The 24961-nt window shown below is 62.8% G+C and carries 27 protein-coding genes and 1 tRNA gene; 7 read left to right on the plus strand and 21 right to left on the minus strand.

From position 1 onward, the window contains the following. Positions 1-4 precede the first annotated feature (4 nt). From tatC to AC25Z0_RS04960, 8 genes are all read right to left on the minus strand, one after another. On the minus strand, positions 5-757 hold the full coding sequence (gene tatC, locus AC25Z0_RS04925; RefSeq protein ID WP_488119089.1) for a twin-arginine translocase subunit TatC: 753 nt from the start codon (positions 755-757) through the stop codon (positions 5-7). Between the two features lie 47 nt (positions 758-804). Continuing rightward, on the minus strand, positions 805-1059 hold the full coding sequence (tatA, locus tag AC25Z0_RS04930) for a twin-arginine translocase TatA/TatE family subunit (RefSeq protein WP_488119090.1): 255 nt from the start codon (positions 1057-1059) through the stop codon (positions 805-807). Further along, positions 1049-1393, minus strand: a complete 345-nt coding sequence (locus AC25Z0_RS04935) for a hypothetical protein (RefSeq protein WP_488119091.1) — start codon at positions 1391-1393, stop codon at positions 1049-1051. Before AC25Z0_RS04935 ends, tatA begins: the two co-directional genes overlap by 11 nt. Before the next feature lie 3 nt (positions 1394-1396). Then, positions 1397-2404 carry a helix-turn-helix transcriptional regulator gene (locus AC25Z0_RS04940; protein ID WP_488119092.1) on the minus strand — a complete coding sequence of 336 codons (1008 nt, stop codon included), beginning with the start codon at positions 2402-2404 and terminating at the stop codon, positions 1397-1399. After that, on the minus strand, positions 2401-3420 hold the full coding sequence (locus AC25Z0_RS04945; protein ID WP_488119093.1) for a helix-turn-helix transcriptional regulator: 1020 nt from the start codon (positions 3418-3420) through the stop codon (positions 2401-2403). Before AC25Z0_RS04945 ends, AC25Z0_RS04940 begins: the two co-directional genes overlap by 4 nt. An 81-nt stretch (positions 3421-3501) precedes the next feature. After that, a complete protein-coding gene (locus AC25Z0_RS04950; RefSeq protein WP_488119094.1) occupies positions 3502-4473 on the minus strand; it encodes an FKBP-type peptidyl-prolyl cis-trans isomerase in 972 nt (323 codons plus the stop codon). Between the two features lie 64 nt (positions 4474-4537). Then, the gene (locus tag AC25Z0_RS04955; RefSeq protein WP_488119095.1) at positions 4538-5539 is read right to left on the minus strand and encodes a tRNA (adenine-N1)-methyltransferase; all 1002 of its coding nucleotides are present in this window, start codon (positions 5537-5539) and stop codon (positions 4538-4540) included. Continuing rightward, positions 5536-6285 carry an HAD family hydrolase gene (locus AC25Z0_RS04960; protein WP_488119096.1) on the minus strand — a complete coding sequence of 250 codons (750 nt, stop codon included), beginning with the start codon at positions 6283-6285 and terminating at the stop codon, positions 5536-5538. The genes AC25Z0_RS04955 and AC25Z0_RS04960 overlap by 4 nt, the downstream gene beginning before the upstream one ends. Positions 6286-6367: 82 nt before the next feature. Between AC25Z0_RS04960 and AC25Z0_RS04965 the strand changes: the two genes are divergently transcribed. Further along, positions 6368-7312 carry a proteasome assembly chaperone family protein gene (locus tag AC25Z0_RS04965; protein ID WP_488119097.1) on the plus strand — a complete coding sequence of 315 codons (945 nt, stop codon included), beginning with the start codon at positions 6368-6370 and terminating at the stop codon, positions 7310-7312. On the opposite strand, the gene mshC is transcribed toward AC25Z0_RS04965, so the two are convergent. The 3 genes from mshC to AC25Z0_RS04980 are packed head-to-tail and all read right to left on the minus strand — an operon-like array spanning position 7309 to position 10810. Next, positions 7309-8574 carry a cysteine--1-D-myo-inosityl 2-amino-2-deoxy-alpha-D-glucopyranoside ligase gene (gene mshC / locus AC25Z0_RS04970; RefSeq protein ID WP_488119098.1) on the minus strand — a complete coding sequence of 422 codons (1266 nt, stop codon included), beginning with the start codon at positions 8572-8574 and terminating at the stop codon, positions 7309-7311. The two genes, AC25Z0_RS04965 and mshC, sit on opposite strands and share 4 nt — an antisense overlap. A 13-nt stretch (positions 8575-8587) precedes the next feature. Next, positions 8588-9442 carry an undecaprenyl-diphosphate phosphatase gene (locus tag AC25Z0_RS04975; RefSeq protein ID WP_488132488.1) on the minus strand — a complete coding sequence of 285 codons (855 nt, stop codon included), beginning with the start codon at positions 9440-9442 and terminating at the stop codon, positions 8588-8590. Positions 9443-9484: 42 nt separating this feature from the next. Further along, complete coding sequence (locus AC25Z0_RS04980; protein WP_488119100.1) at positions 9485-10810, minus strand: M20/M25/M40 family metallo-hydrolase; 1326 nt, start codon at positions 10808-10810, stop codon at positions 9485-9487. A gap of 113 nt (positions 10811-10923) precedes the next feature. Between AC25Z0_RS04980 and AC25Z0_RS04985 the strand changes: the two genes are divergently transcribed. Together AC25Z0_RS04985 and AC25Z0_RS04990 are read left to right on the plus strand one after the other, a co-directional pair. Further along, positions 10924-11007, plus strand: a tRNA-Leu gene (locus AC25Z0_RS04985). A gap of 192 nt (positions 11008-11199) precedes the next feature. After that, positions 11200-11979 (plus strand): alpha/beta fold hydrolase, encoded by a 780-nt coding sequence (locus AC25Z0_RS04990; RefSeq protein WP_488119101.1) that lies wholly within the window; start codon positions 11200-11202, stop codon positions 11977-11979. A 48-nt stretch (positions 11980-12027) separates the two neighbouring features. On the opposite strand, the gene AC25Z0_RS04995 is transcribed toward AC25Z0_RS04990, so the two are convergent. The 5 genes from AC25Z0_RS04995 to AC25Z0_RS05015 all read right to left on the minus strand — a co-directional run bounded on the left by AC25Z0_RS04995 (position 12028) and on the right by AC25Z0_RS05015 (position 17300). Further along, positions 12028-12906, minus strand: coding sequence for an ABC transporter permease (locus AC25Z0_RS04995; protein WP_488132489.1), 879 nt, complete (start codon positions 12904-12906; stop codon positions 12028-12030). Beyond that, the gene (locus tag AC25Z0_RS05000) at positions 12893-13921 is read right to left on the minus strand and encodes an ABC transporter ATP-binding protein (RefSeq protein ID WP_488132490.1); all 1029 of its coding nucleotides are present in this window, start codon (positions 13919-13921) and stop codon (positions 12893-12895) included. The genes AC25Z0_RS04995 and AC25Z0_RS05000 overlap by 14 nt, the downstream gene beginning before the upstream one ends. Continuing rightward, on the minus strand, positions 13918-14979 hold the full coding sequence (locus AC25Z0_RS05005) for a LolA family protein (protein WP_488132491.1): 1062 nt from the start codon (positions 14977-14979) through the stop codon (positions 13918-13920). The genes AC25Z0_RS05000 and AC25Z0_RS05005 overlap by 4 nt, the downstream gene beginning before the upstream one ends. A gap of 228 nt (positions 14980-15207) precedes the next feature. Continuing rightward, on the minus strand, positions 15208-15573 hold the full coding sequence (locus tag AC25Z0_RS05010; protein ID WP_488132492.1) for a hypothetical protein: 366 nt from the start codon (positions 15571-15573) through the stop codon (positions 15208-15210). A 47-nt stretch (positions 15574-15620) separates the two neighbouring features. Continuing rightward, positions 15621-17300, minus strand: coding sequence for a SulP family inorganic anion transporter (locus AC25Z0_RS05015; protein WP_488132493.1), 1680 nt, complete (start codon positions 17298-17300; stop codon positions 15621-15623). A gap of 191 nt (positions 17301-17491) precedes the next feature. On the opposite strand from AC25Z0_RS05015, the gene AC25Z0_RS05020 reads away from it, so the two are divergent. Beyond that, on the plus strand, positions 17492-17899 hold the full coding sequence (locus AC25Z0_RS05020; protein WP_488132494.1) for an SHOCT domain-containing protein: 408 nt from the start codon (positions 17492-17494) through the stop codon (positions 17897-17899). A gap of 141 nt (positions 17900-18040) precedes the next feature. Next, entirely contained in the window at positions 18041-18922 is an 882-nt protein-coding gene (locus AC25Z0_RS05025; RefSeq protein WP_488132495.1) for a hypothetical protein, read from the plus strand. Between the two features lie 61 nt (positions 18923-18983). Here the strand turns inward: AC25Z0_RS05025 and AC25Z0_RS05030 are convergent, their stop codons facing one another. Both AC25Z0_RS05030 and AC25Z0_RS05035 read right to left on the minus strand, forming a co-directional pair. Next, positions 18984-20744 (minus strand): HNH endonuclease signature motif containing protein, encoded by a 1761-nt coding sequence (locus AC25Z0_RS05030; protein WP_488132496.1) that lies wholly within the window; start codon positions 20742-20744, stop codon positions 18984-18986. Positions 20745-21106: 362 nt separating this feature from the next. Next, positions 21107-22039, minus strand: coding sequence for a J domain-containing protein (locus tag AC25Z0_RS05035; protein ID WP_488132497.1), 933 nt, complete (start codon positions 22037-22039; stop codon positions 21107-21109). 75 nt (positions 22040-22114) lie between these two features. Here AC25Z0_RS05035 and AC25Z0_RS05040 point away from each other — a divergent pair, with 75 nt between their 5' ends. Continuing rightward, complete coding sequence (locus tag AC25Z0_RS05040) at positions 22115-22771, plus strand: DUF1345 domain-containing protein (protein WP_488132498.1); 657 nt, start codon at positions 22115-22117, stop codon at positions 22769-22771. A 35-nt stretch (positions 22772-22806) separates the two neighbouring features. Here the strand turns inward: AC25Z0_RS05040 and AC25Z0_RS05045 are convergent, their stop codons facing one another. Together AC25Z0_RS05045 and AC25Z0_RS05050 are read right to left on the minus strand one after the other, a co-directional pair. Beyond that, positions 22807-22971, minus strand: a complete 165-nt coding sequence (locus AC25Z0_RS05045; protein ID WP_488132499.1) for a hypothetical protein — start codon at positions 22969-22971, stop codon at positions 22807-22809. 94 nt (positions 22972-23065) lie between these two features. After that, positions 23066-23578 carry a DUF6328 family protein gene (locus AC25Z0_RS05050; RefSeq protein WP_488132500.1) on the minus strand — a complete coding sequence of 171 codons (513 nt, stop codon included), beginning with the start codon at positions 23576-23578 and terminating at the stop codon, positions 23066-23068. A 92-nt stretch (positions 23579-23670) separates the two neighbouring features. Here AC25Z0_RS05050 and AC25Z0_RS05055 point away from each other — a divergent pair, with 92 nt between their 5' ends. Then, positions 23671-24129, plus strand: coding sequence for a Dps family protein (locus AC25Z0_RS05055; RefSeq protein ID WP_488119115.1), 459 nt, complete (start codon positions 23671-23673; stop codon positions 24127-24129). A 71-nt stretch (positions 24130-24200) separates the two neighbouring features. Here AC25Z0_RS05055 and AC25Z0_RS05060 read toward each other — a convergent pair whose 3' ends face one another. Beyond that, a complete protein-coding gene (locus AC25Z0_RS05060; protein ID WP_488132501.1) occupies positions 24201-24926 on the minus strand; it encodes an SOS response-associated peptidase in 726 nt (241 codons plus the stop codon). Between the last annotated feature and the right edge of the window lie 35 nt (positions 24927-24961).

A 24961-nucleotide genomic window follows, 5' to 3' on the forward strand; every position in this document is an offset into this window, starting at 1 on the left:
CTGCCTACAGCGCCAGCTCGTCGGAGAACGCGAGATTGCGCTTCGCTGCCCTGCGGTCATGCAGCCAGGCGATGCCCCAGGCCATGAAGTACAGCGCGATCATGGGGATCGCCAGTACGAACATCGACACAACGTCGGCTGACGGGGTGGCAATGGCCGTGAAGAGAATGATCACGAGGATGGCGATTCGCCAGGATTTGATGACGGACGCAGCGCTGATCACGCCTGCGAAATTCAACAGCACGATGAACACCGGCAGCACGAACGCGATTCCGATGGCCAGGACCAGTTTCAGCACGAAGTCGAAGTACTCGGTTGCGGCAATGAAAGCGGCATCCTGTTGCGGGGCGAAGCCGGTCATGAGTTCCACGATGTGTGGCAGCACGTACCACCCAGCGGCGCAACCCGCGAGAAACAGGGGCACGGCGGAGAAGAAGAAGCCGAAGGTGTATTGCTTTTCCTTACGGGTGAGCCCAGGCACCAGGAAAGCAAAGATCTGGTAGAGCCACATGGGGCTCGACACAATGATCCCAACGTAGAACGAGATCTTCAGCTTCAGGTCGAAGGCAGACGTGATGTTCGGGTAGTTGATCTGGGCGTTGCGATCTTGCGCATGTGCGATGGCATAGATCGGTTCACGCAGCGCATCCCAAACGAAACCAGAAAGGAACCAGCCAATGATTGTGCCGACGACGATGCCTGCGGCGGCCAGGAACAGACGCTTCCGCAGTTCAAGAAGATGTTGCCCGAGGGGCATCTTCCCTTCGCTGTTCGTACGCCGAGGGGTGCGCACTGCCACGCGAGCTACGACTTAGTCGTCGGGTCTGACGTACCCGTGGTGTCTGACGTACCCGTGGTGTCTGACGTACCCGTGGTGTCGGACTTCGGAGCGTCTGGGTTAGCCACCTTCGCGGTGTCGTCGGTCCTGATCTCGTGCTTCAGGATCTTCATTGACTGGCCAAGGCTGCGGGCCAAGCCGGGGAGCTTGGGTGCACCGAAGAGGAGCAAGACGATAAAGACGATGATCAGGAGGTGCCATCCGGTGAGGTTACCGAGCATTGTGGTCCATCCTTTTGTCTCTAACAGTTTTCAACAGTTTACCCCGGTTCACCAGTGCATCCCGCCGACGGTGGCGTCGCACTGTTCTGGCGTACCGGTCGGCTTCGATTGCGTACGCCAACTCATACTTGTCGTCGAAGATGGCCGGACGCGGTGCGGTCGGTGTGAGTTCGCTGACGGTCGCGTCGAGCGCAGCTACCTGGTCACCCAGCGTGCCGAGCGCGTTCATGGCACGCATGAGCTTGCGGAAGAGCGTCACCGCGAAGAAAACGAGCATGCCGACGAGCCCGATTCCGAGGGCGCCCCAAATCAGGAGCCACGACCACCACGGCATCGGCTACACCCCCTTCTCTGTGGATTCAGCGGATGCCGCGTCGTAGCGAGCGGCGCCTGCGGCCGCCCAGTCAGAGACGATCGCACGTGCGGAAGCCGGTTCGATGACGGTGACCACTCCCGCGAGGCCGGTGACCAGTCGCTTGAGCCCGTGATAGTGGGCGACACGGAGGGTGACACGCATCCGGTCTCCGTCTGTCGTTCCCTTCGCTCCCTCTGGCACGTAGTCAGCGATGAGCGCTGCGGCGGAGGCGGGGAGTTCGATGTCAACGGTCAAGTCGTCTGAGGATCCCACGAACAGCGAATCGGGCAGGTCGACGTCGCCGGCGTGCTCCGTGATGCCCTCGTCGATGACATGCGGTTCGCTCATGCGGTCAAGTCGGAACGTGCGCACGGCCTGGCGCAGGTGGCACCATCCGCGCAGGTACCAGTCGTTGTCCACCGATTGCACGCGCAACGGATCAACCCGGCGCCGTTCGTGTTCGCCCCGCGCATTGAGGTAGTCGAATTCGAGCTGGCGGTTGTCTTTCACAGCGGTCTGGATGAGGGCAAGCGTATCGACAGAGCCGGGCTGGGCAACGGCAAGCTGGCTCGGCGTTGCTGATGCTCCCCTGGTGAGTTTGGCCATCAGAGACGCGATCGCGTCGCGGTCGGCGTTCTCTGGCAGCGAGGAGAGATACTGCAGCCCGGCGATGAGCGCAGCGGCCTCACGCGCTGAGAATCGAGGCGAATCGTCGATGGCCACGAGATTGGTGAGGATGATGCGGTCGTTGTTCTCGAATTCATCCCACTGGATGTCGAACAAATCTCCGTGCAGGTACTGGTGCGTGTCGCCGGGGACGCCGGACATCGCGATGAGGTTGACCGCTTCACGCACCCGCTCTGGGCTGATGCCGAAGTGAGCAGCGACCTCTGCGACCGTGATCTCGTCGTGGTCCATGAGGTAAGGAACCAGCGACAGCAGGAATGTGAGCTTGTCTGGCGCACCGAGCGCCGGCTGCTTGCGGATCATCGGGTACTCCTTTCGCTGTGGGCGTCACGCACTCCGATAAGCCGCGCGTACACAGCCTGCCGGAGCTCAGGAGGCCCATGCACGAAGACTTCCGGGCCGTAGCCGGCGAGTTCATCGGCCAGGATGTTCAGGTCTGTGTAGTGCAGGTGGACGATAGCGTCTGATGCTGGTGTGTTCTCCGCGTCCCGCTTGCTGAGCCGCACTGCGGCATCCGTTCCTGGTTCGACCGAGATCGTGGCCAGGTTGCGATTCCAGATCGCGTCGAGCTCTGCGAGGGCCTGGGCGGCCTTGCCTTCACCGTCCGGGCGGAAGGTCGCACCCTGCACGGCCGTCACGGGGCCAACGATCCGCGAGAGCAGGAATGTGCGGGTGGCATTCACGTCCCGGTCTGTCGCGAACAGGTGCCAGCGCCCCTCGTGAAGCACGACTGCATGCGGGGCAACCACACGGCGGCGCGGAGCCGACTCACCTGGCTTGAGGTACGGGAACGCGACGACCTGGCCGCGATCCATCGCCTTGCTGAGCGGCTCGAACGACGTTTCCCGAGCACGGAGGTACGGTGCATAGCCGAGCAGCGGGTCGCTCGATTCGATGCCGAGGGAATTGAGCTTGGTCAGTGCCCTGCGCGACTCCGCCGACAGGGATCCCTCGCGCCACACCGTGGCGGCCAGCTTCAACAGCATGAGCTCGTCCGGGGAGAATGACAGGTCGGTGGGAAGGTCGTACAGGCTCTTCGGGATCAGGTAACGAAGGTTGTGATTGCTGCCAGGGTCGTCAAGCGGCTCAATGGTCTCAAGCGGAATGCCCAGTTCACGGATGTCGTCTTTGTCACGTTCGAACTGTCGCTCAAGGCTGGCATTGTCGCCGCCGACGACGTAGCGCTGGCGGTAGCCCTGGACCGTCGAGAGAATCTCGGCCTTCGACAAGCCGCCCTCCGTCGCAAGCAACGCAAGAACGAGGCTGAACAGGCGTTCTTCAACCGTGACACGGCTGGGCGATTCAGGAGTGGTCGGCACACTGCGATTCTAAGGGGGGAAAGCAGAAGGACTTGGCAAGCGGATACCGCCAGCCAAGTCCTTCTGCCTCACATGCGTTGGTTAGCCGATGCCGAGGATGTCCACGACGAACACCAGCGTCGATCCGGCGGGGATACTGCCGGAGACAGTGTCGCCGTATGCCTGGTCTGGGGGGATGACCGCGATGATCTGCGAGCCGACGGTCTGGCCGATGAGAGCCTGGGCGAAGCCGGGGATCAATCCACCGTTCGTCGTTGTGCCGTCAGCAACCAGCAGCGAAACGGGGCTGCCGCTTGCCCAGCTGGAATCGAAGACCTTCTTGGTGTCCCACAGCACACCGGTGTAGTTGACGGTGACGGTGTCACCCTCCTTGACCGTTGCTCCCGTGCCCTTCTTCAGGACACCGACCTCAAGCGTGGTCGGCGGCGCCTCTGAGGGGATCGTGATGCCTGGGACGCCGTTCTCATCGAGGACGACGGCCGGGAGATCTGAGGAGACCTGCTGGTCTGCGCCGTTGGCGCGAGGCAGAGAGGCGTCGACGACGTCGAGGACGAAGACGAGGGTGTCGTCTGCCGCGACGCCCAGCTGTTCATTGCCGCCCTGCGGCCCGAAGCCGTCCTCAGGTGAGACAACGACGACGATTCGCGAACCGACCTGCGCGCAGGTGAGTCCGTCGGTGAGGCCGGCGATTGTCTGGTCGTTGAGCACGAAGTTTGCGCGCGATGAGCCGTCGTACGAGCTCTGCTCGATGAGCTTGCCGGTGGTGCCGTTGTAGACGCTCAGGTCGACGGCCACCTTCTGTCCTTCAACCAGGCCGGGGCCTGTGCCTTCGATGACCTCGACACGCTCGGTGGTGTCTGTCTTCAGAGGCGTGGGGAAGTTGACGGTCGGTGCTTCGCCGAACTCGCCGGAGACACTCACGAGCTCTGATGCGGCGCCGTCCGTGACGACCGACGTGCAGTCAGCGGCAGAATCCGAGCTGGCGTTCGAGCAGCCGGTTAGTGCAACCATGGCCAGTGCGGCGGTTGCAATGAGTGCGAATGGTTTACGCACAATTCCTCGTTTCGATACAGGGGTTTTGCCTGGCTGATTTGCGTGTGGCAGGCCGGAGCCCATCCTAACTGCCGTCAAGGTCACGCGCCTTGGAGAGCTCCGCGCTTTGGCCGGCGGCGCGGGCACGCTTGCGGAGGCTCTTCGGGCTGACGCCGCGCTCCCCCAGTGCACCGGGGGTCCAGGCCTCGAAGTCAGCGTCGTCAAAGTCGGTCTTTGACGGACGGCGCTTCAGCTCAGGCAGCACGGTGTCCGGCGCCAGGCGGCGGGCCGTGATGAGGAAACCGGTGTGGCCGATCATGCGGTGGTCAGGGCGAACAGCAAGTCCTTCGACGTGCCAGCCACGAACCATGGTCTCGTTCGAATCCGGGTTCGTGTAGTGACCTGAGCCCCTGATCGCCTCTGCGACCCTCGACAGCTGCGTCACCGTGGCGACGTAGCAGAGCAGCACTCCGCCTGGCTTCAGGGCTGCGGAGACAACGCCCAGGCATTCCCATGGGGCGAGCATGTCGAGCACGACGCGGTCAACCGAGCCGTCCGGCATGGTGTCCGGCAGGGTGTCGGCCAAGTCGCCGAGGGTGATGGTCCAGTTATCGGGGTCGTGCCCGAGGAACGTCGCGATGTTGCCGCGTGCCACGTCAGCGAAGTCCTCGCGGCGTTCGAAGGACGCCAGGCGCCCTTCCGCCCCGATTGCCCGCAGCAGCCACAGCGACAGCGCGCCAGAGCCAACGCCGGCCTCGACGACGGTTGCGCCGGGGAAGATGTCGGCCTGGGCCAGGATCTGGGCGGCATCCTTCGGATAGATGATGGCAGCGCCGCGTGGCATCGACATCACGAAATCATTGAGGAGCGGGCGCAGCGCGAGGTGCTCGACGCCCACATTGTTGGTGACGACGGAGCCATCGGGGCGCCCGATGATCTCATCGTGCTCCAGGATGCCGCGGTGGGTGTGGAAACCCTTTCCCGGCTCGAGGGTGATGGTGTTCAGCTTGCCCTTGGGGCCGGTCAGCTGCACCCGATCGCCCGCGCGAAACGGACCGCTGTTTTGGATGACCTGGTTGTCGCTCATTGTGTTGCGCTTTCGGTGGTTGTCTGCACTCGGTGCGAGATGGCTGCATTGGCGCGCTCGTGCGCGCCATGTCGATCAGAGTAGAGGGCGGCAAGGTCGCCGACCATGCGCCCGTGGAGCGTATCCCAGAGCGTATACAGGCCGCTCTCGGCCAACGGAATCTGGTGCGGAACGCCGATCACGATTGCACCGGAGGCCACGCCGGCAGCAACGCCTGGCACTGAATCCTCAATGGCGATGCAGTGTTCAGGGTCGACGCCGAGCGCGATAGCCGCGGCCAGGTATGCCTCTGGGTGCGGTTTGCTGTGGGTGACCATGTCGCCGGCGACGATGACGTCGAATGCCGGGAAACCGATCAGGCCGGACACCTGTTCTGCCATGCTCCGCATCGACATCGTGACGAGGGCCATGGGGATGCCGGCGCTCTTCACCTCTGCCAACAACTCGCGCGCGCCAGGGCGCCAGGGCACACCGGTGTCGCTGAGCTGCTCCTGCACGCGGTTGGTCAACCAATCGACGATCGCGTCAGCATCCATATCGACGCCGGCATCCTGCAGGATTGTCGCTGAGGCCCACAGGCCGCTCCCGACGAGCTTCATGCAATCGTCGTGGGTCCAGACGCCGCCGAATGATTCGACGAGCTCGATTTCTGACTGCATCCAGTACGGTTCGGTGTCGACCAACGTGCCGTCCATGTCCCACAGAACGGCAGCGGGCAGATGAATCTCGGTTTGGCTGGTAGTCACGGGGTCCAAGTCTAGGGGCACCGCCTATCCTTGACTGAGGGCATGTCGACCAGACAGCCCGGAATGATCGAGGTTCTAGGTAGTGACTGACGGCAATGGGTTTCTGGGTGGGCGTCTACTCGTGGTGGCGTTCGAAGGCTGGAACGACGCCGGAGAGGCGGCGACCGGGGCCGTTCGCACGCTGAAAGACATGCTTGCTGTCGCCGAGATCACGAGCGTCGACCCTGAGATGTACTTCGACTACCAGTTTAACCGCCCGACGATTTCAACGGATGAAGATGGTCGCCGACAGCTGGAATGGCCGGATGTCGTGTTGTACGGACCGGAATTCCCCGATGTCGTCGGCGAACCGCTTGCCGAAGATGCGCAGCTGCGCGTCAGCGGCGCCAATGCAGGCAATATCTACATGCTCATCGGCACTGAGCCGTCACGCAGCTGGAAGAGCTTCGCCGCCGAGATACTTGATGCAGCGCTTGCCGCCGACATCAGCGGCATCGTCTTCATGGGCGCGATGCTCGCTGACGTGCCGCACACCCGCCCGATTTCAGTCATGGCCACGAGCGACAACCCACGGGTGCGCGCCGAGCTCAGCATCGAGCGCAGCAACTACGAGGGCCCTGTTGGAATCCTGAGCGTGCTCGCCCACTCTGCAGAGCAGGTCGGCATTCCGACACTCGCAATTTGGGCATCCGTTCCGCACTACGTGCACAACGCGCCGTCGCCCAAGGCGATGCTGGCCCTGATCGACAAGCTCGAAGAAATCATCGACGTTGTCATACCGCGCGGAGACCTCGTTGCAGAGGCTGCCGAGTGGGAGACAGGGATCGACGCGCTTGCCGCAGAGGACGACGAGATGGCCGCCTACATCGCGCAGCTGGAGCAGGCCAGGGACACCGTCGACTCTCCAGAGGCCAGCGGCGAGGCCATCGCCCAGGAGTTCGAACAGTATTTGCGAAAGCGCAATGACGGCAGGGATGGCCGTGAGGGCTGGGCAGACGGCCGCCCTGGCCCCGAGGGGCCGCGTTAGAGCTTGATACCGAGCAGGGCGTCGATGGCGTCCCGCAGCGTGGCTGGGTCGTCCACACCGGCCGACACTGCGTCGTCGATCATGCTTAGCGCACGCGACGTATCGAGGTCGGTGGCGATCGCCGCGCGTATGGCCTCGATGAGGGCAGCCGTACTGGAGTTGCCCGGAGCGATTCCGCTGCCGAATGCGGCTCCCCAGCGCGTGAGGCGCAGTACGGCGGTATCGAGTTGTGCACCAGTCCATTCCCAATCGGATCGGTAGTGCTGTGACAGAAGCGCCAGCCGGATCGCACGCGGATCGATCCCGTCTGCGCGCAGTCGGGACACCAGCACGAGGTTGCCCAGTGACTTGCTCATTTTCTCGCCCTGGTATGCAACCATGCCGGTGTGGCTGAAGACGCCAGCGAGCGGATGCCCGGACAGCGCAGCTGCGTGACCCGCACTCATGTCGTGGTGCGGGAAGATGAGGTCTGAGCCGCCGCCCTGCACGGTGAAGTCGGTGCCGAGCTCCATGAGCGCGATGACCGAGCATTCGATGTGCCAGCCTGGCCGGCCATTGCCGATGCGCGATGGCCAGGACGGCTCTCCTGCACGCGCTGCGCGCCAGAGGAGCGGATCCAGCTGGTCACGCTTTCCCGCACGGTCAGGGTCTCCCCCGCGCTCAGCGAACAGCGTGAGCATGCCCTGCCTGTCGAGATTGCTCTCGTCGCCGAGACGCCAGGGGGCCGTGCGCTCTGCAGCGGCAATGTCGAAGTACAGGTCGCGGCCGCGCTGGCCGTCTGCGTCAACAAGGGCATCCGGAGTGTCGACGTGGTAGGCGATGCCTGAGTCGCTGAGCTGACAGACCGCCTCGGCTATCTCGTCGATGACCTCGGTCACGGCGACATACTCGTCGGGCGGAATGATGCCGAGCGCCGTCATATCCTCGCGGAAAAGCTCTACCTGGGAGAGTGCGAGCTCTTTCCAGTCGACGCCGGTGGCCGCTGCTCGTTCGAGCAGCGGGTCGTCGATGTCGGTGACGTTCTGGGCGTAGTGCACGCTGTAGCCGGCATCAAGCCAGATGCGCTGCAGCGTGTCATAGGCCAGGTAGGTCGTGGCATGTCCGAGGTGGGTCGCGTCATACGGCGTGATTCCGCAGACGTACAGCCTGGCGACATCCGTCGGTCTGGCCTCTACCAGCTGTTCTGTCGCAGTGTCATACAGACGGGGTACGTCGGCATGGCCGGGAAGAGCAGGGATTTCGGGACGGTGCCAGGCGCGCATGTATCCAGCCTAGCTATGCGGCGATGGTGTTTGTCGCCAGCAGGATGTAGAGCACGACGCCCAGCGCGATGCGGTAGACCACGAACGGCAGGAAACTCCGCTTCGAGATGTAGCTCATGAAGAACGCGATGACGACGAGCCCGACGACGAACGCCACCACTGTGGCGACCAAGGTCTCTGCGGGGCCGAACACCTCTGGCAGGCAGCCGAGGTCGCCTTCGAGGCACGGCTTCGCGATGGACTTGTAGACCTGGTAGAAACCGCTTCCCAGAACGGCAGGAATGGCGAGCAGGAACGCGTAGCGCGCGGCAGCCTTGCGCTCGTAGCCCATGAACAGTCCAGCGGTGATGGTTCCACCTGAGCGGGAGACGCCGGGGATGAGTGCGAGGGCCTGCGCGAAGCCGTAGATGATGCCATGGCCGACAGTGAGGTCTTTCAGGCGACGCTTCTTGGCGCCAACGTAATCAGCGACACCGAGCAGGATGCCGAACACGATCAGCATGGTCGCGGTGATCCAGAGCGAGCGGAGCACGGTCTCAATCTGGTCCTGGAACAGCAGTCCGAGCACGATGATGGGCAGCGAGCCGAGAATGATCAGCCAGCCCATGCGGGCATCAGGGTCATCCCTGGGCACCTTGCCGACGAGCGACCGGCACCAGTGCCCGATGATGCGGGTGATGTCGTGCCAGAAGTAGAGCACGACGGCGAGCTCTGTACCGATCTGGGTGATCGCGGTGAACTGCGCCCCAGGGTCGCCGCCGGTGCCCAGGAACTCCCCAACGATGCGAATGTGGGCGCTCGATGACACCGGAAGAAACTCGGTGAGGCCCTGGACGAGGCCCAGGATGATGGCATTCAGAAAATCCACGCGATTGTCTCCGCTGGTTGGTGCTGTGTCTGGGACTGCAGGTCAGTAAGTGGTCAACAGGTCGGTCAGGACCCGTCTGCCAAACACTAATGCGTCAAGCGGTACGCGCTCATCAACGCCATGGAACATCGCCGGGAAATTCAAATCTGCTGGGAGTTTCAACGGGGCGAAGCCGTATCCTCTGATGCCCAGCTTGCTGAGCGCCTTGTTGTCTGTGCCACCGGAGAGCATGTACGGCAATACGGGTGCGCCGGGGTCGTGCCGCTCAAGGGTTGTGGTGACGGCGTCGATGAGGTCGCCGGAGAAGTCGGTCTCCAGCCCGATGTCGCGGTGCATGATCACGATCTCGATGTCGGGGCCGACCAACTCGGCGAGTTCGGCGAGAACGGCGTCTTCTTCTCCGGGCAGCGAACGGATGTCGATGAGCGCCTCAGCCATGTCTGGGATGACGTTGTGCTTGTAGCCGGCGCTCAGGAGCGTCGGGTTGGTGGTGGTGCGGAGGCTGGCCTGGATGAAGCCGGACGCCGTCCCAGTGGCCAGCGCCAGTTCGTCAGGGCCGACCTGCTGAGGGTCGACGTCGAGGATGCGGGCAAGTTCGGCCAGCAGCGCGCTCGTGGTGTTGGTGAGCCTGATCGGCCATTCACGCCTGCCGACCTTCGCAACGGCCTCAGCGAGCTTGGTGATCGCGTTGTTGTGGATCAGGCGTGAGCCGTGGGCTGCATCGCCCCTGGCGACGAGCTTGACCCAGATGAGAGCTTTCTCACCCGTTTGCAGCAGGTAGGCACGAGTGCCGCCGAGAGTGATCGAGTATCCGCCGACTTCACTGATGGCGTCGGTTGCCCCCGCGAAGAGCTGGGGCTGGGTGTCTACCAGGAAGTGCGAGCCGAGCACTCCCCCTGCCTCTTCGTCGGCGAAGAAGCCAATGATGAGATCTCGCTCAGGTGCATCACCGGCACCGATGATGTCGTGGAGGGACGCGAGGATCATCGCATCCATGTTTTTCATGTCGACGGCACCGCGTCCCCACAGCAGTCCGTCTTTGATGACGCCGCCGAACGGATCGACGCTCCAGTTCTCTGGATCGGCCGGCACAACATCGAGGTGGCCGTGCACGACGAGTGCACCCTTGGTGCTGTCTTTCCCCTTGACGCGGGTGACAACGCTCGTGCGGCCTGGCGCCGCTTCAAAGATCTGTGGCGACAATCCGAGCCCACGAAGATTTTCGGCGACATACTCGGCGGCATCCGCTTCACCGTTGGATTTACCCTCACCGTAATTGGTGGTGTCAAAACGAATTAAATCCCGCGCCAACGTGGCTGTCAGATCCAGCTGAGCCCCGTAAAGAGGCGTATCTTCGGTGTGTGCCATGGTGTTCACGCTATCGGTCAAATGGTTGATCGGCTGCGTGTGTAAAACCATGTCAAAAAACCGTGCTAGATTATTACCTCGTCAGCAGGAAAGAACAACGCAGACAACATCCGGTCCGGGTGGCGGAATTGGCAGACGCGCTAGCTTGAGGTGCTAGTGCCCGTAAGGGCGTGGGGGTTCAAGTCCCCCTTCGGACACAAGAGAAAACCCCCGCATTGCTTCGGCAGTGCGGGGGTTTTCTCGTTAACGCGTGAAAGTTTTTTCTGCGGAAAAAATATTGATTCCAATTTCAGCATGTATGAAAACCCGAGATGTGGCGCAGTCGGAATGTGCAGACCTATTCGGATGCAGGATGCCACTACTCGCCAGGTCGTGATCGAATAGTAGTGATGTCCTCTCTCTCCACTCCCACTCCGCGTTCCGTCTACTCCTCCGACGGGCTGAAGCTGGCCACCTATGAATTCGGTGATCCGGCAGCCCCGACCGTGCTTGCGATGCACGGGTTCGCATCGAGTGCACTGGCGAACTGGCACATGACCGGATGGACGCGCGATCTGACGCGTGCCGGTTACCGCGTCATTGCGATTGATCAGCGCGGGCACGGTGCCAGCGACAAGCCGCACTCCCCCGCTGCTTATTCGATGGATGCCTTGACCGACGACCTGCTGCGGGTGCTCGACACCTATCTGCTCGACGAGGTTCTCTACGTCGGATATTCGTTGGGCGCGCGGGTGGGATGGCAAGCTGCCGGCCACTTTCCGGAGCGGATTCGCCGGGCAGTGCTTGGCGGGATCCCTGACGGCGATCCTCTTGAACGCTTCCAGGTCGACGACGCGCGGGAGCATATTGAGCGCGGCGTCGACGTCACCGATCGCCTCACCGGCGTCTACCTCACGATGGCCCGCAGCGTGCCAGGCAACGACCTGACCGCGCTGGTCGCACTGGTCGAGGGCTTGCGGGGTGGCCCTCAACCCGGTCCTGAGAACGCGCCAGAACAGCAACTGTTGTTCGCCACTGGAAGCGAGGATGGCGTCCTCGAGGAGTCGCGGGCTCTGGCCGCCGCCGCGCCGCATGGCAGTTTCTTCGAGATTCCGGGGCGGAATCACTTCAATGCGCCGACGTCGCGGCCTTTTCGCGAATCCGCGATCTGGTTCCTGGGACAGGCGTAGCGGGTCTCGAGACGCTCGTTGGCGCTTGTTCAACGACCAGCGAGATCGCTACGAGAGTATGTCCTTCGTTAGGAAGCGGCCGAAGGCCATGGCACCGAAGACGAGGGCATAGCCGGCCTGGAGTAGCGCGTTGTCGCCGAACGATGTCCAGTCGATGGGTTGCCTGAGGAGATCGGCAAAGTCCAGCCAGTAGTGGCTGAAGAGCCACGGATGCAGCCAGTCCAGCTGAGGCAACGCGTCCAGCACCTGGGAGACAACGGAGAGCACGATGGTGGCTGCCATGGCTCCGACCGGGACGTCGGTCAGTGTTGAGATGAACAGGCCGATCGCCGCGAGCCCGAGCAGTGACACGGTGACGTATGCAGCCAGGAGCAAGGACCGCACCACGGATTCGCCGACGCTGATGGTGTCTCCAGACAACAGCGTGACAGGGCCGATGGGGAACAGGATGGCGCCGGAGACCGCACCGGCGACCACGACGGTCAGCGTAGCCGCCGCACAGAAGACGGCCGCTCCGGCGTACTTGATGACCAGGAGTCGCGCACGCCCGGCCGGTGCCAGCAACAGGTACCGCAGCGTGCCGTGGCCGGCTTCTCCCGCGATGGTGTCCCCCGCCACCACTCCGATGGTCAGTGGAAGGAACAACGGAATAGACACCACGAGTGAGGTGATGCCGACAAAGAGGCCATTCTGCGTGATGCGGTCAAGGAACGGCGGGCCCCGGCCGGCTTCAGGTTCACTGGTCGTCACCCGCACCGCGATCGCGATCAAGACGGGGATCGCGGCCAGGGCAAGCAACATGGCCCACGTGCGCCTGCGCCGAAAGAGCACCGACAGCTCAGACCCCATCAGCGCCCAACCGAATGAGGGCCGCGTGCGACCTGGTGCGTCACTGGACAACCGAGCTGGTGCGTCACTGGACAACATTGAACCCCTCTCCCGTCAATTCCACGAAACGGTCTTCGAGGGTGCTGCTTTCGACGGCGAAACCGCGCACCCGAACCCCGGCGGCGACGAGCGCGGCGACGATCGATTCTGGTTCGCCACGGTAGTCGCCCAGCGGGGCGACAACAACGACGTCCCCAGGCCCATCGGCAGGCCCATCGGCAGGCACAGTGGCAGGCGCATCGGCAGGCACGGTGGCCGGCACCAAACCCAGCGCACTGAGCACCTGACCCGCGGCCACTGCATCTGGCGTGTGTACCCGCACCTCGGCCCGACCGGAACGCAGGTCGTCCAGGGTGCCCTGGGCCACCAGCCGACCGGCGCTCATGACTGCGGCATGGGTGCAGATTTGTTCGACTTCGGCGAGCAGATGGCTCGAGAGGAAGACCGTGGTTCCCTCCGATGCGAGCATGCGTACCAGCGACCGTACTTCCCTGGTTCCCTGGGGATCGAGACCGTTTGTGGGCTCGTCGAGTACGAGCAGTTCGCGGGGCACCAACAGGGCGTTGGCGATACCCAGGCGTTGTTTCATGCCCAGCGAATATGCACGCACCTTCTTGTTCGACGCGTGGGTCAGACCCACACGATCCAGCGCCCGTTGCACCCTGGCACTGCGGGTGCTGCCGGGTGCGTGGCCGTCTGCAGTATCGAGCCGGCGCAGATTGTCGGCACCAGACAGGAACGGATAGAAGGCCGGCCCTTCAACGAGCGCGCCCACGCGTGGCAAGACGTCACGCAGGCCAGCCGGCATGGCCATACCAAGGACGTTGATCGAGCCGCTCGTTGCCGACGCGAGCCCGAGCAGCATCCTGATGGTCGTGGTCTTGCCAGAGCCGTTGGGGCCGAGGAAACCGAATACCGACCCTCGAGGCACCGCCAGATCGAGGTCGGCTACGGCGCTCTGGTGACCAAACCGTTTGGTGAGTCCCCGCGTCTCAATCGCCAGGCCCGGTGCAGGATCAAATGCCCGGTCTTGCGCAGGGGAAGGCCCCGTCACGAAGCGTTGGCTGCGGCCTGCAGCGTTTCGAAGGGAACAGAGCCGGCGAAGACACGACCGTCATCGGTGACGTACACATTCACGAGCGCTGTCGATATCAGCCGTCCGCCGCTCACTGGCGTGGTCGCCTGGGCGAAAACGGGGGAACTTGTGATGTCAGCAGGTACCGTGGCAGCGGGAAGTTCAATGACAGTCGCCCAGCCAGAACCGCTCGTGGTGACATCGTCGGAGTGATCGGCACCCTGCTTCCCCTGCTCATCCGTCCAGCTCGGCAGTGTCTGGTTCTCTACCGTCGCGCCAGGGGGTGGCGTGAAGGCGAAGAGAGCGGCATCCGGTGTATCGAGGGACAGCTCGGTGAAAGCAAGCTGGAACGCGGGCTCGTCCTGTGCTCGCGCCTCGATGTTGACTGCCAGGGGAAGGCCGGTCTCAGCATCAACGGAGATGGATGCCGATCCGACCAGCGTCTCGGGCGTCTCAGGCGTCAGGATCAGTTCGTAGGCCTCTCGCCCGGCAACGACAGCGTCGGTGCCGACGGTCACCTGTGTGCTTGGCTCAATGGAATCGATCAGGCGCTGGGCAAGTTCAGCTGGCGTCATCGTCGCACCGGGGGCAGCTGCCTGTTCCTTCGCGTCTGCAGGCACGGTGAGGGTGGTCGCGGTGTTGTCTTCTGAGCTGTAGAGCCAGACCTGGTCTCCGTTGACGACCAGATCGGTCTCAGACAGTTGGTCGAGAACCTGCAGCCTGGCGTTCGTTGGACCGTCAAGATACACACGGATGGTGTGCGAGCCCGTGAGCAGGCTGAGGGGCGATTCGGCATCTGAGCCGCCCATCGATCCACCCATGTCGAGCTCAGGAAGCCCCAGCTCAGACGTTTGCTCCATGGTTCCGGATAGCGCGGTGACATCGCTGTCTGCGACCAGCGCCAGGACTTCTGCCGGGCTCTTGTCCGGCAGGTCGACCGCTGCGTTGGCCTGCGATTGGCCGATTGCCACCCCTGCGACAACGATGACAGGAACGATCATCGCCGGAAGCCAGCGCGTCCACTTGCGATTGTTCATCTCAGCCACACCCCCGTGGTGCTCCGTGAATCTCACGTGTTGGTGTTGAGACTACGCTTCGAGCCCAGCGCACGCACCTCCCGCTGCCGAGAATCTGCCGTGACCCCGTACTGGAACGGTGACGGGTATGATTGTGGAAGACTTCCGGACCTTCAGGGTTCGGACGAGCACTGGTTGAGACAGTGCACTGAAGGCCCATGACATCACTGTCATGGGCCTTCAGCCTTGCTAGGAAACCCGTTCGTCGACGATACCGATGAACCTGCTGCCGATGCCGTCGACCTCTGAGCGTCGCATTCCTTCTGCGGCCTCTGGGAGTTCGTCGGCGTCATGGTACTCACACGTGATGTAGGTGAATTCCGGCCACCATTTCTTGGGCCTGGTTGCCTCGGTGAATCCGCACACGTCGCACGTCAAATGCACCCAGATCACTTTTTTGCCGGTGCGATTCGCCCTGGACTGCAGCAGCCATGCCGGCGGGTTCTGCTCAAATTCGGTGAACTCTTCAGGTGTCATACGCGTGGGAATCCCGTGGCGAGTGGCCATCTCAAGTGGGATGTCCAGTCGTAGTGCTGCTTCTCGTCGCGTAATCATCGTCATTAACGATAAACGGTCAAGCGTCGAGGTAAATCCGGTCTGGTTCAGTCTGTGCGTTTCGCTGCGGCTGCGACGGCGTCGTCGACTGTCGAAAAGGCCCGGCCAGACGCTTCCAGCGACGCAAACCAGTCGGTCTTCTGAACGAGGGCATGCGCTTCATCTGGCAGTGCAGCGAGGTACAGGGTGCTCCCCAATCCAGCCAGTTCGTTATCGAGCTCCACGAGGTTGTCGATCACAGTCACCGAGATGAACTCCAGCGCCGTCGTGTCGAGGATGACCAGCCTGGGTCGCCCAGCCGACGCGACATCCGCTTCAATCACTTGAATCGTGCCGACGACGTTTGCCGTATACAGCGGTTCTTCCAGGCGGATGACCATATAGCCGTCACCAGTTTGCGACACGCTCACGCGTGGCCGGTTGAGCTCAGACAGCACGATGAAGAGTGTGAGCACAACGCCCACCGCAAGCGCCGGCAGGAGGCCGGCGGTCAAGCCGAGCGCCGTCGTGACGACCGCGACGGAGAACTCGGCCGGGCTCAGTCGTGCCAGCCGCACGAAGCCATGCACGTCGATCAATGACAACACAGCGATCAGCACCATCGAGGAGAGGGTGGCCGCCGGCAACTGACTGATGACGCGACCGAGGAACAGCGCGACGATCAGCGCCAGGGCTGCGGTCACCATGGCGGCCAGCTGTGACTTGGCACCGGCCGCGCGCGTGACCGCGCTTTGGGAGAAGCCGCCGGCCGCCGGCATGGTGTGGAAGATCGCACCCACGAAGCTCGCGGCGCCTGTAGCGAAAAGCTCCCGGTTGTTGTCAATACGCGGTTCGCCGGCTGCACGGACGCTCCGTGCAACGGCTGCAGTCTCAAGGAAGGCGAGCACTGCAATGCCAAACGCGCCTGGTACCAGCGACGTCACATTCTCGAACGCCGGCAGTGTCGGCGCTGGGAAGCCTTCAGGCACCGCGGAGATGAGTGTGACGCCGAGTTTCGTGATGTCGGTGAATGACGTGAGCAGGATGCCGCCCACAGCGACGAGGAGAGATGCCGGTATCCGCGGGAAGAAGCGCCCACAGACGACCAGCACTGCGATCGAGCACAGCGAGAGGATCACGGTGGGCAGGTTGAACTGCGGGATCGCCTTGACGGCGGCTATGACCGATGGGATGAACTCGTGGCCTGATGAGGTGACATCCGCCCCAAGCAGGCGCGGGATCTGCCCGACAGCGACGGTGATCCCGACGGCGGCCTTGATGCCGATCAGCGTTGAATTGCTGATGTACTCGACGAGCGCCCCGATGCGAAGCAGCCGCGCAAGGAGCAGTATCGCGCCCACGAGCAGGGTGAGTGTGACGAGGTCTCTGACAGCGTCATCAGAACCCGCCGCCACTCCTGAGCTCACCAGAGTTGCTGCCGTCAGCGTGGCAATGGTGGATGTCGTCGACACGCTCATGGCACGGGAGCCGCCGAGCAACGCGTAGATCAGCATCGGCACGATGCAGGTGTACAGACCGATCTGCACGGGGAGATCGGCGATGGTGGCGTATGCCATGGCCTGGGGCACCACCACGGCGCCAGCAGACAGTCCAGCGATCAGGTCGGCGGGGAGCCACGCTCGCTGGTATCCGACGAGCGTCGGGAGGAACCAGCGCGGTTTCGGCGCGGCAGGCGCGGTCGGATGGCTCATCACGGCATCCGCTTCGGCATCCGCTTCGGCTTCCACGACACGGCATCCACCAGCTCACGCCTTCTCTCTGGTAACGATCGATTTCACGCTACCGCCGCTGCGCGCGTTCGGCGAGGGAACGTTCTGCCCGGTGGGCGCACTATTACGCCAGATCTAGCCGAGATGGGGCACTCCCCACTAAGTTCATTCACACAGGGGCACCTCGCCGCTGTTCTGGGGAGGCAATCATGGATTTTTGGAGCAATGTGTGGAACGTCATCTGGCTGTTCTTTTGGAGTTTCGCCTTTATCGCCTATCTCTTTGCGCTCTTCGCGGTGATCGGTGATCTCTTCCGTGATCGCAAACTGAATGGCTGGGGGAAGGCCCTCTGGATCATCTTCCTGATCTTCCTGCCGTTCCTCACCGTGCTGGTGTACCTCATTGCCAGGGGCAGCGGAATGGCCGAGCGCCAGGCGCAGGTCGCCCAGCAGGCGCAGAAGGAAACTGCCACGTACATCCAGAGCGTGGCCGGGCACAGCGCGGCTGACGAAATTGCCAAGGCAAAATCGCTGCTCGATGCCGGCACCATTTCACAGCAGGAGTTCGAGCACCTCAAGTCGCAGGCGCTGGCCCACACCGCCGCCCCTGTGAGCTAGAGCTAAGAGCGAGCACGAACGAGTAAACCGGACGGCCGGGGCGAAGTGATTCGCCTCGGCCGTTCTGTGTACACGAGCAGGGCTTCGGCTGGCTGGCTGTGTCTGTTCAGAACGGCATTCCGCCCCGTGAAACAATGAACCATGTCAGAAAACGCATCGCCCCTCGGCCTCATGCTCGATGTCGACGGACCCATCGCCAGCCCGGTCACCCGTACGATTTCCACGCCCAGCATCATCACTGACCTGATTGCGCTGGCATCGGCCAATGTGCCGATCGCGTTCATCACCGGGCGAAGTGCCGATTTCATCCGCGAACAGGTGGTCGGACCGCTCGTGAAGCAGGGTCTGCCCGCTGAGATGCGCATGTATGGGGTCTGCGAGAAGGGCGCCGTCTGGTTCCCGATCACCGCGACCGGAATGGGCGATGTCGTTGTTGACGACTCTGTGGCACTTCCTGCTGACCTCGTTGAGCGATTCAGACAGCTCATCGCTTCTGACTACAGCGACACGATGTTCTTCGACGAGACGAAGCTGGCCATGGTGTCCGTCGAACAGCGCACGGATGTGAGCAACGCCGACTTCCAGGCCGCCCAGCGGTCCTTCAATGAGACCGCTTACGACATCCTGGTCGAGTCCGGAGTCGGAGTGCGGTTCGGAAACCGTGAATCGGCGAATAGCGCCGGAGACGTGCCATTCCGCATCGACCCCACCATCATCTCCACCGACATTGAGTCCGTGAACCTCGACAAGAATCACGCCGCCGAACGCGCGTTGGCCTTCTTCGCCAGCTCGGGAGAACTGCCCACCCTGTGGCGATCCGTCGGCGATTCCCGCAGCGACTACCTCATGGCTGATCACCTGCATGCTGCCGGCTACGACGTGGCCCACGTCGATGTGCGTCCCTCCGATGGAGTACTTGAGCGGCCGTACCCGGTCATTGTGATCGGTGAAGAGATTCACGACGAAGCCGGTTCGACGTTCCTGGACTACTGGGTCGACAAGCTCGGTATCGCTCGCGCCTAAGCCATTCGGCGAACGCACTGCTCTGCTCTGCTCTGTTCAGATCGGTTCAGATCTGTTCTGCTCAGAACGGTGGGTTCTCTGGCAGTGGCCTGCGGGATTCCCGTAGCTGTCGGAGTAGTGGCGAACGTGCCAGTGAATTCGTGAGCAGCGGATGCCGGGGCAGTGGATCGGGTGGGGCGTTGATCCCGACGTATCCGGTGGGTGTGGTCACGGTGACGCTGCCGTCTGGGTCTCGTTTGTACCGGAGCTTCGTCAGTGTCTTCAACCGGTGATCGGGTGGGCACAGCGGGATCAGGTTGTCTTCGTTGGTGAGCCCGTGGTCTCGAACCCATTCTTTGAGGTGGTCGACGTCTGCGGTGACGGCGAGCCGGTTGCAGCCTGTTCGTGCGCAGGTGCCGTATTTCGCGGCCAACCATTCGCGTTGCGCTTTCGTGGGCCGGTAGCGGGTGCGGTCGAAGGAGAGGATCTCGCCGGTGAACGGGTCGGTGCCCACCCGGCGGAACGCCGGGGCGTCGATGAAGAGTTGCGCGGCGGTGACGGGATCGATGGGTCCATAGCCCTGCAAAACTGCGGGCTGATCGAAGGGGACCGGCTGGCCAGCGTGGGCCACTGAATCGACGGCATCGGTGTGACCGAGTTGTTCGTCGTGATCGCCGTGATCGCCGTGATCGCCGTGGTCGAGGTGTCCGTCATGGCCGGCGACGCCGGTGTGGTCGAGTTGTCCGTCGTGACCCACACGACCCGAGTGCCCGCCGGTCCTGGCGCTGCTGGCCTGCTTGGCGGGATTTGTACCGCCGAGGAGCCCATGCACGGGGATGAACAGCAGCGGTCGCACCTTCGCGGCAGTCGGGGTGCCATCCCCGGCGAGCCACCCGGCGAACAGGTCGGTGCGGATCTGTGCGCGGGTGCGGCACCGGTCCCGGCCGGTGCCGGCGGCTCTGGCTTCTTTGGCTTCCTTCTTCGCGATCCGCTTGGCGGTGGCATCGAGTCGGGCGTTGATCCGGATGCCGTCCGCGGCACTGATCACCGCGAACACCGTGCACATGCCATCGTTGGCCGGTTCAATCACGACGCGGCGGTCAGCCATCGCGCGGGCGTGGCGGAGTTCAGGGGGTTCGGCGAGTAGTCGTTGCTGCAGGGTGCGAGCCTTGCGTTGGAAAGCTTCCGGCGTGAGCTCTGTAGCCTTCGCAGAGAGTTCGGTGTCGTAGTGGGCGATGACCTCCGGGTCGGCCAATCCGGTGAGATGGTTGACGGCGGCGCGGGCCTGCGCGTATCCGGTGTGACCGGCCTGGAACAGTGCCCAGAGTTGCGGCAGCGACTCGGCGAGGACCAGCCCTTCATGGGCCATGGTCCGCACCTGATCGGGCGAACGATTCAACCGCAAACTCAGGTCGGTGGCTGCGGTCCGTTCGGCCAGGTCCAGGGCGTCGGGCTCACTCATCCCGCCCGGCGTCAAATAGATGCTGAGGTTGTTACGGGCCAGGCGGATGACCTCGGCCGCCGCTGCGACCTCCACGGCCATCGACCGGGCGGTCGTGGACTGTGCGGTCTCCGCTTTTCGGAGCGCGAGGTTGATCGCGCCGTGCGCGGACTCTGTTCCCGGGCCACCGACATCGCCGATCAGGACCTGCGTCGCGGCCATCTGCTCAGCGGCCGCCTCCTCAACAGCCCGCTCTGCGGCTTGCGTGGCGGCAACTTCCGTAGCTTGCTCCGCGGCATCTTCCGCGGCCTGCTCTGCGGCATCTTTCTCGGCTTGCTGCACGTCCCATTCGAACACCCACCGCGAGAGCTGCTTCTCGGCATGGGACCAACTAAAATCCACGGGTCCGCGCCGCACCGCAGCGAGCCGAACGACAGTCGCCAGGGCGCGGTCAGCAAAGGAAGACGTGGGGAGAGCCGAAGTCGTAGGAACTGAAGCTGCGGAAGTGGAGGCATTGGGAACTGAGGCAGCAGGAAGGGAGACCGCGGGAAGCGAGGAGACCGAGCGCGTGGAGTGTGAAGTGGCGGGAGTGTTCACCGGCCGTTCGGGGTGTTCCAGCGCTGGATCCATGCCCCAATTCTAGATCAAACGTTCGAAAGAAACAAGAGGATTTCTCACACTACATGAACTCTATGTTCGACCCGTTTGATGAAGGCAACTGGCTTGATGAACGCACAACGGAGCATCCGTAATCACGGCGATCGTTAGTCAGCAACGAAGCGGATACCGTTCTGCAATTGGCTACGCAGCTCAAAGACCTTCTCGAAACTGCCACGCTGCAAGCCGGGCATTCCATCGCGCAGAAGACCGATCAGCCTCGATCGTGTGAGCACGACGACACTCGGACGTCGACCTCTCGACGGAAGAACTGCCGGCTCGGAGATCGCGCCATCAGGTACGACAACGACGAGTGCGGTGAAGCGCACCCGCAGCGACTTCGTCAGGCTTCTGGCGCTCGCCTGGAGGGCGTCGATGGGTTCCTCCCCCGGTGCGAGCAAATCCCCGACGAGTTCACCCTTTCGCACCTCGATCATGCAGCCCCAGTCCTCCGACATGATGCCGAACAGCCCAGCAGGACCAAGCACGATGTGGTCAAGTTTGTCCGTTCCACCGCCGGTCTCCACGTCATGCCACGCGGTATACCCGATTCCGAGCCCCGAAACCAGCTGCGCCGTCGCTTCCTCAGCGCCTGCCTTAGCGAGCAGGTGCCGAATCTCTCTGGGTGCAGACCGAATCAGTTCGGGATCATAGGGGTCGTCGAGCGACCTGCCCCTGCCTGACCACTCCCGCATCAGCTCAAGGTAGCGTTGCCGCGACCAGCCGCCGGGGTGCCCATGCATCCTGGCGCGTGGCCCTGACGGTCCACGGCGGGTTCCTGTTCTACCAGTCGAGAATGTCGATTCCGACACGGGCTCCGCGCCAGTGAATCGCGAGCGATCATACGCGGCGCGCAGGGCTGGCGTTCCGATTCGCTCCCATGCCAATTGCACGGCGTGGAACTCTGTCGCGCTGCCGCCGGCATCCGGATGTGTCTGCCGCAACAGCCGCCGATAGGCGCGCTTCAGCTCATCGTCGCTGACGGAAGCCGTCACGCCCAGAATCTCGTACGGGGTGGACGCAGCCGGGCTGTCTGTCATCAAAATCTCTCGACATAGGTGATCAATAAATGCAGTACATCAAGATACCGGTCGTTTCTGTGCAACGATCGCCGTGTGAAGAGTTTTGATGCAAACGCCCCGCGCCATCACTCCGCTTTTCGGGTCGCAATCATGTTCGTCATTGGCATCATTGCGGCGCTCATCACGGGGGCGAGCGGGCATTGGGCGTTGGCTCCCATCGTTGGATGGGGCTGCTCCTGCATCTCGTACCTGGCCTTGGTGTGGACGCTGATCATTCCCATGGATGCGGAGACCACAGCTCGTCATTCGACCCGCGAAGACCCCACCAGACGCTCGACTGACTTCCTGGTCCTGTTGTCCAGCCTCGCCAGCCTGGGTGCCGTCGTCGTGCTGCTCATCGCGACGCAGACCCACGCGTCGAACACGGAACAGGTGTGGACTGCCGTGCTGGCGGTCGCCAGCGTCGCCCTCTCCTGGTTCTTGGTGCACACGCTGTTCACGCTGCGATATGCCCGGCTCTACTACTCCGGAGACGACGGCGGTGTCGACTTCAATCAAGATGACCCGCCCATGTACAGCGATTTCGCCTACCTGTCGTTCACCCTCGGCATGACCTTCCAGGTCTCAGACACCAGCCTTCAAACGCACGATATTCGGATCACGGCACTCAAGCACTCGCTGCTGTCTTACCTGTTCGGCTCGGTCATTCTGGCCTCGCTCATCAACCTGCTGGCGGGGCTGCCCTCGTAGAGCGAGGCCGAATCGACTAGCCGAAGAAACCTTCGCTAATCGCGCATGATCTGCGTGGGGATCGCGATCGCCACCGCAACACACAAGATTCCGCCGAAGAAGACAGGGGCTTGGAACTCAGTGATGGTGAACGCGGCACCGAACAGCCAGAAGCCGAACAGCATGATGGCGAATGCGACTATGAACATGACGACGTGCATGAAGGAGTCCTTTTCTTGAGGTGAAGCACCCAAGCATCAACGGTGTGCGCCACCGCTGTTCTAAGCCTAATCCGCGTACCAGCGGCTGCGGCGGCTACGTGTCCTTCGAATTGAGATGCACCATACGCGGAACCACGTTCCACACCAGAACAGTGAACACCAGCACGGCGCCGCCGCTGATGAAACCGGCTTCGCGACCGACGACCACGTCGAAGATGAGCAGAACCGTTCCGGTCAACACGAGAGCAACACCGATGAGGGTCGCCCGCACCAGGGTGTTGGCGATCCGGACGACCTGCGCCATGGCGTGCCGACGGAAAAGGGCGCGATGCAGGCTCACCGGCCCCAACCCGATCGCTGTCGTCAGGGCAGCAAGGCTGACCAGCACCAGGTACACCGTCACCTGGTACTGATCGAGCTCACTGAAGCGAGCCTGGAAGGCCACGGTGAGTAAGAATCCGCTCAGGATCTGCGTACCGGTTTGCGTCACCCGCAGTTCCTGGAGCAACGAATTCCAGTTGCGATCCAGCCGCTCAGTTTCCGTCTCAGAGCGGCCACCGCCCGGCACGGCATCGTGCGCAGCCGACGCTGATTCTGGCATATTCATGCCCACATGCTAGTGTCTTGGCACCAGTTAGAGGGGCGTTCGGCTCGCTTTTCAGGCCGCACCACGCCCCAGAAAATGCGCGAGGGGAAAACATGAAAGCCTCAAAAAAGCTCAGTAACAACCTGCAGTCAGTTCTGGTCGATTTGATCGAATTGCACGTCCAGGGCAAACAGGTTCACTGGAACATCGTCGGTAAGAACTTCCGCGATCTGCACCTGCAACTCGACGAAATCATCGATGCAGCTCGCGAGCATTCCGACGAGATCGCCGAGCGGATGCGCGCACTCCACAGCATCCCGGATGGCCGAGCAGAGACCGTGGCAGCGACCACGAAGCTGCCGAAACTTCCGTACGGTGAGCTGAGCACTACCGCCGCAGTCGACCTGGTCGTCGGACTCCTCGACGCCACAACGGACAACGTTCGGGCCGTTCACGACGACGTCGACGAGGAAGATCCCGCCAGTGCTGACCTGCTGCACGGCATCCTTCTGAGCCTGGAGCAGTACTCCTGGATGGTCGGCGCCGAGAACCGCAAGCCAAGCGGCAGCTAGATCACCAGCAGCCAGATCGCACAACGCACAGGCTGCACACGAGCGGATGCTCGGGTGCAGTCTGTGCGTCTTTAAACCGGCTGGATCATCTCTGGCGAGTCTCCCCTGATCGGAGAGGCGATCCGATGGAACTCAAGTCCCTCTGCGACCGGTGTCGCCGCAGACACTGCTGCATCGACGAGGTGCTTGTCTCCCGTGATTTTGGGATCGATCCAGGTGTCGAGCATCTCGGCGGGAAGAGTGACAGGGGTGCGGTCGTGGATCGTCGCGACCTGGCCAACCGCCGGACGCGTCAAGATGGTGGTCGTCAGATGCCAGCGCGCTGGATCGCTGCGCTCGAGCGTCGGATCGACCCACCACGAATAGAGGCCGGCGAAGTAGAGCAGGCCTTCTTCTGGTCGGATGAAGTATGGGACCTTGCTCGAGCCATCCGTTTTGGTCTCGTAGTACCCAATGGCGGGAATCACAGCGCGTTGCCTGGGCACGGCACCCTTGAACGAGGCCAGCGTGGTCACCGTCTCGCTGCGGGCGTTGAAGGTGGGATGGCGGCCCCTGAGTTCCTTCGCGAACGACGGTGCGAACCACCATTCGGCCAGCTCTGCGCGGCGCGTTGTCGGCCCATCGGGATCATTCTTGTCGACGAGCGTCTCCAGCAACACGGGCACGGGATCGGTGGGGCGCACGTTGTACGACGGCTTCCAGTCGAGCTGCCATTGCTCAGGGGGTCGACCTGTCGCTTCCACGAACTCGGTGATCAAGTCGTTGACCGTACTGTCCATTGCAAATCTGCCGCACATGAAGAGATCGTACGACGAGGCCGTCTGTGGCGGAT

The organism is Leifsonia sp. Y862 (assembly GCF_057669585.1).

Bases quoted from the DNA above. Each gene is read 5' to 3' on its own strand.
- tatC (WP_488119089.1), bottom strand. From the start codon at position 757: ATGCCCCTCGGGCAACATCTTCTTGAACTGCGGAAGCGTCTGTTCCTG.
- tatA (WP_488119090.1), bottom strand. From the start codon at position 1,059: ATGCTCGGTAACCTCACCGGATGGCACCTCCTGATCATCGTCTTTATC.
- AC25Z0_RS04935 (WP_488119091.1), bottom strand. From the start codon at position 1,393: ATGCCGTGGTGGTCGTGGCTCCTGATTTGGGGCGCCCTCGGAATCGGG.
- AC25Z0_RS04940 (WP_488119092.1), bottom strand. From the start codon at position 2,404: ATGATCCGCAAGCAGCCGGCGCTCGGTGCGCCAGACAAGCTCACATTC.
- AC25Z0_RS04955 (WP_488119095.1), bottom strand. From the start codon at position 5,539: ATGAGCGACAACCAGGTCATCCAAAACAGCGGTCCGTTTCGCGCGGGC.
- mshC (WP_488119098.1), bottom strand. From the start codon at position 8,574: ATGCGCGCCTGGCACCGTCCCGAAATCCCTGCTCTTCCCGGCCATGCC.
- AC25Z0_RS04980 (WP_488119100.1), bottom strand. From the start codon at position 10,810: ATGGCACACACCGAAGATACGCCTCTTTACGGGGCTCAGCTGGATCTG.
- AC25Z0_RS04990 (WP_488119101.1), top strand. From the start codon at position 11,200: ATGTCCTCTCTCTCCACTCCCACTCCGCGTTCCGTCTACTCCTCCGAC.
- AC25Z0_RS04995 (WP_488132489.1), bottom strand. From the start codon at position 12,906: ATGTTGTCCAGTGACGCACCAGCTCGGTTGTCCAGTGACGCACCAGGT.
- AC25Z0_RS05005 (WP_488132491.1), bottom strand. From the start codon at position 14,979: ATGAACAATCGCAAGTGGACGCGCTGGCTTCCGGCGATGATCGTTCCT.
- AC25Z0_RS05010 (WP_488132492.1), bottom strand. From the start codon at position 15,573: ATGATTACGCGACGAGAAGCAGCACTACGACTGGACATCCCACTTGAG.
- AC25Z0_RS05020 (WP_488132494.1), top strand. From the start codon at position 17,492: ATGGATTTTTGGAGCAATGTGTGGAACGTCATCTGGCTGTTCTTTTGG.
- AC25Z0_RS05025 (WP_488132495.1), top strand. From the start codon at position 18,041: ATGTCAGAAAACGCATCGCCCCTCGGCCTCATGCTCGATGTCGACGGA.
- AC25Z0_RS05035 (WP_488132497.1), bottom strand. From the start codon at position 22,039: ATGACAGACAGCCCGGCTGCGTCCACCCCGTACGAGATTCTGGGCGTG.
- AC25Z0_RS05045 (WP_488132499.1), bottom strand. From the start codon at position 22,971: ATGCACGTCGTCATGTTCATAGTCGCATTCGCCATCATGCTGTTCGGC.
- AC25Z0_RS05050 (WP_488132500.1), bottom strand. From the start codon at position 23,578: ATGAATATGCCAGAATCAGCGTCGGCTGCGCACGATGCCGTGCCGGGC.
- AC25Z0_RS05055 (WP_488119115.1), top strand. From the start codon at position 23,671: ATGAAAGCCTCAAAAAAGCTCAGTAACAACCTGCAGTCAGTTCTGGTC.
- AC25Z0_RS05060 (WP_488132501.1), bottom strand. From the start codon at position 24,926: ATGTGCGGCAGATTTGCAATGGACAGTACGGTCAACGACTTGATCACC.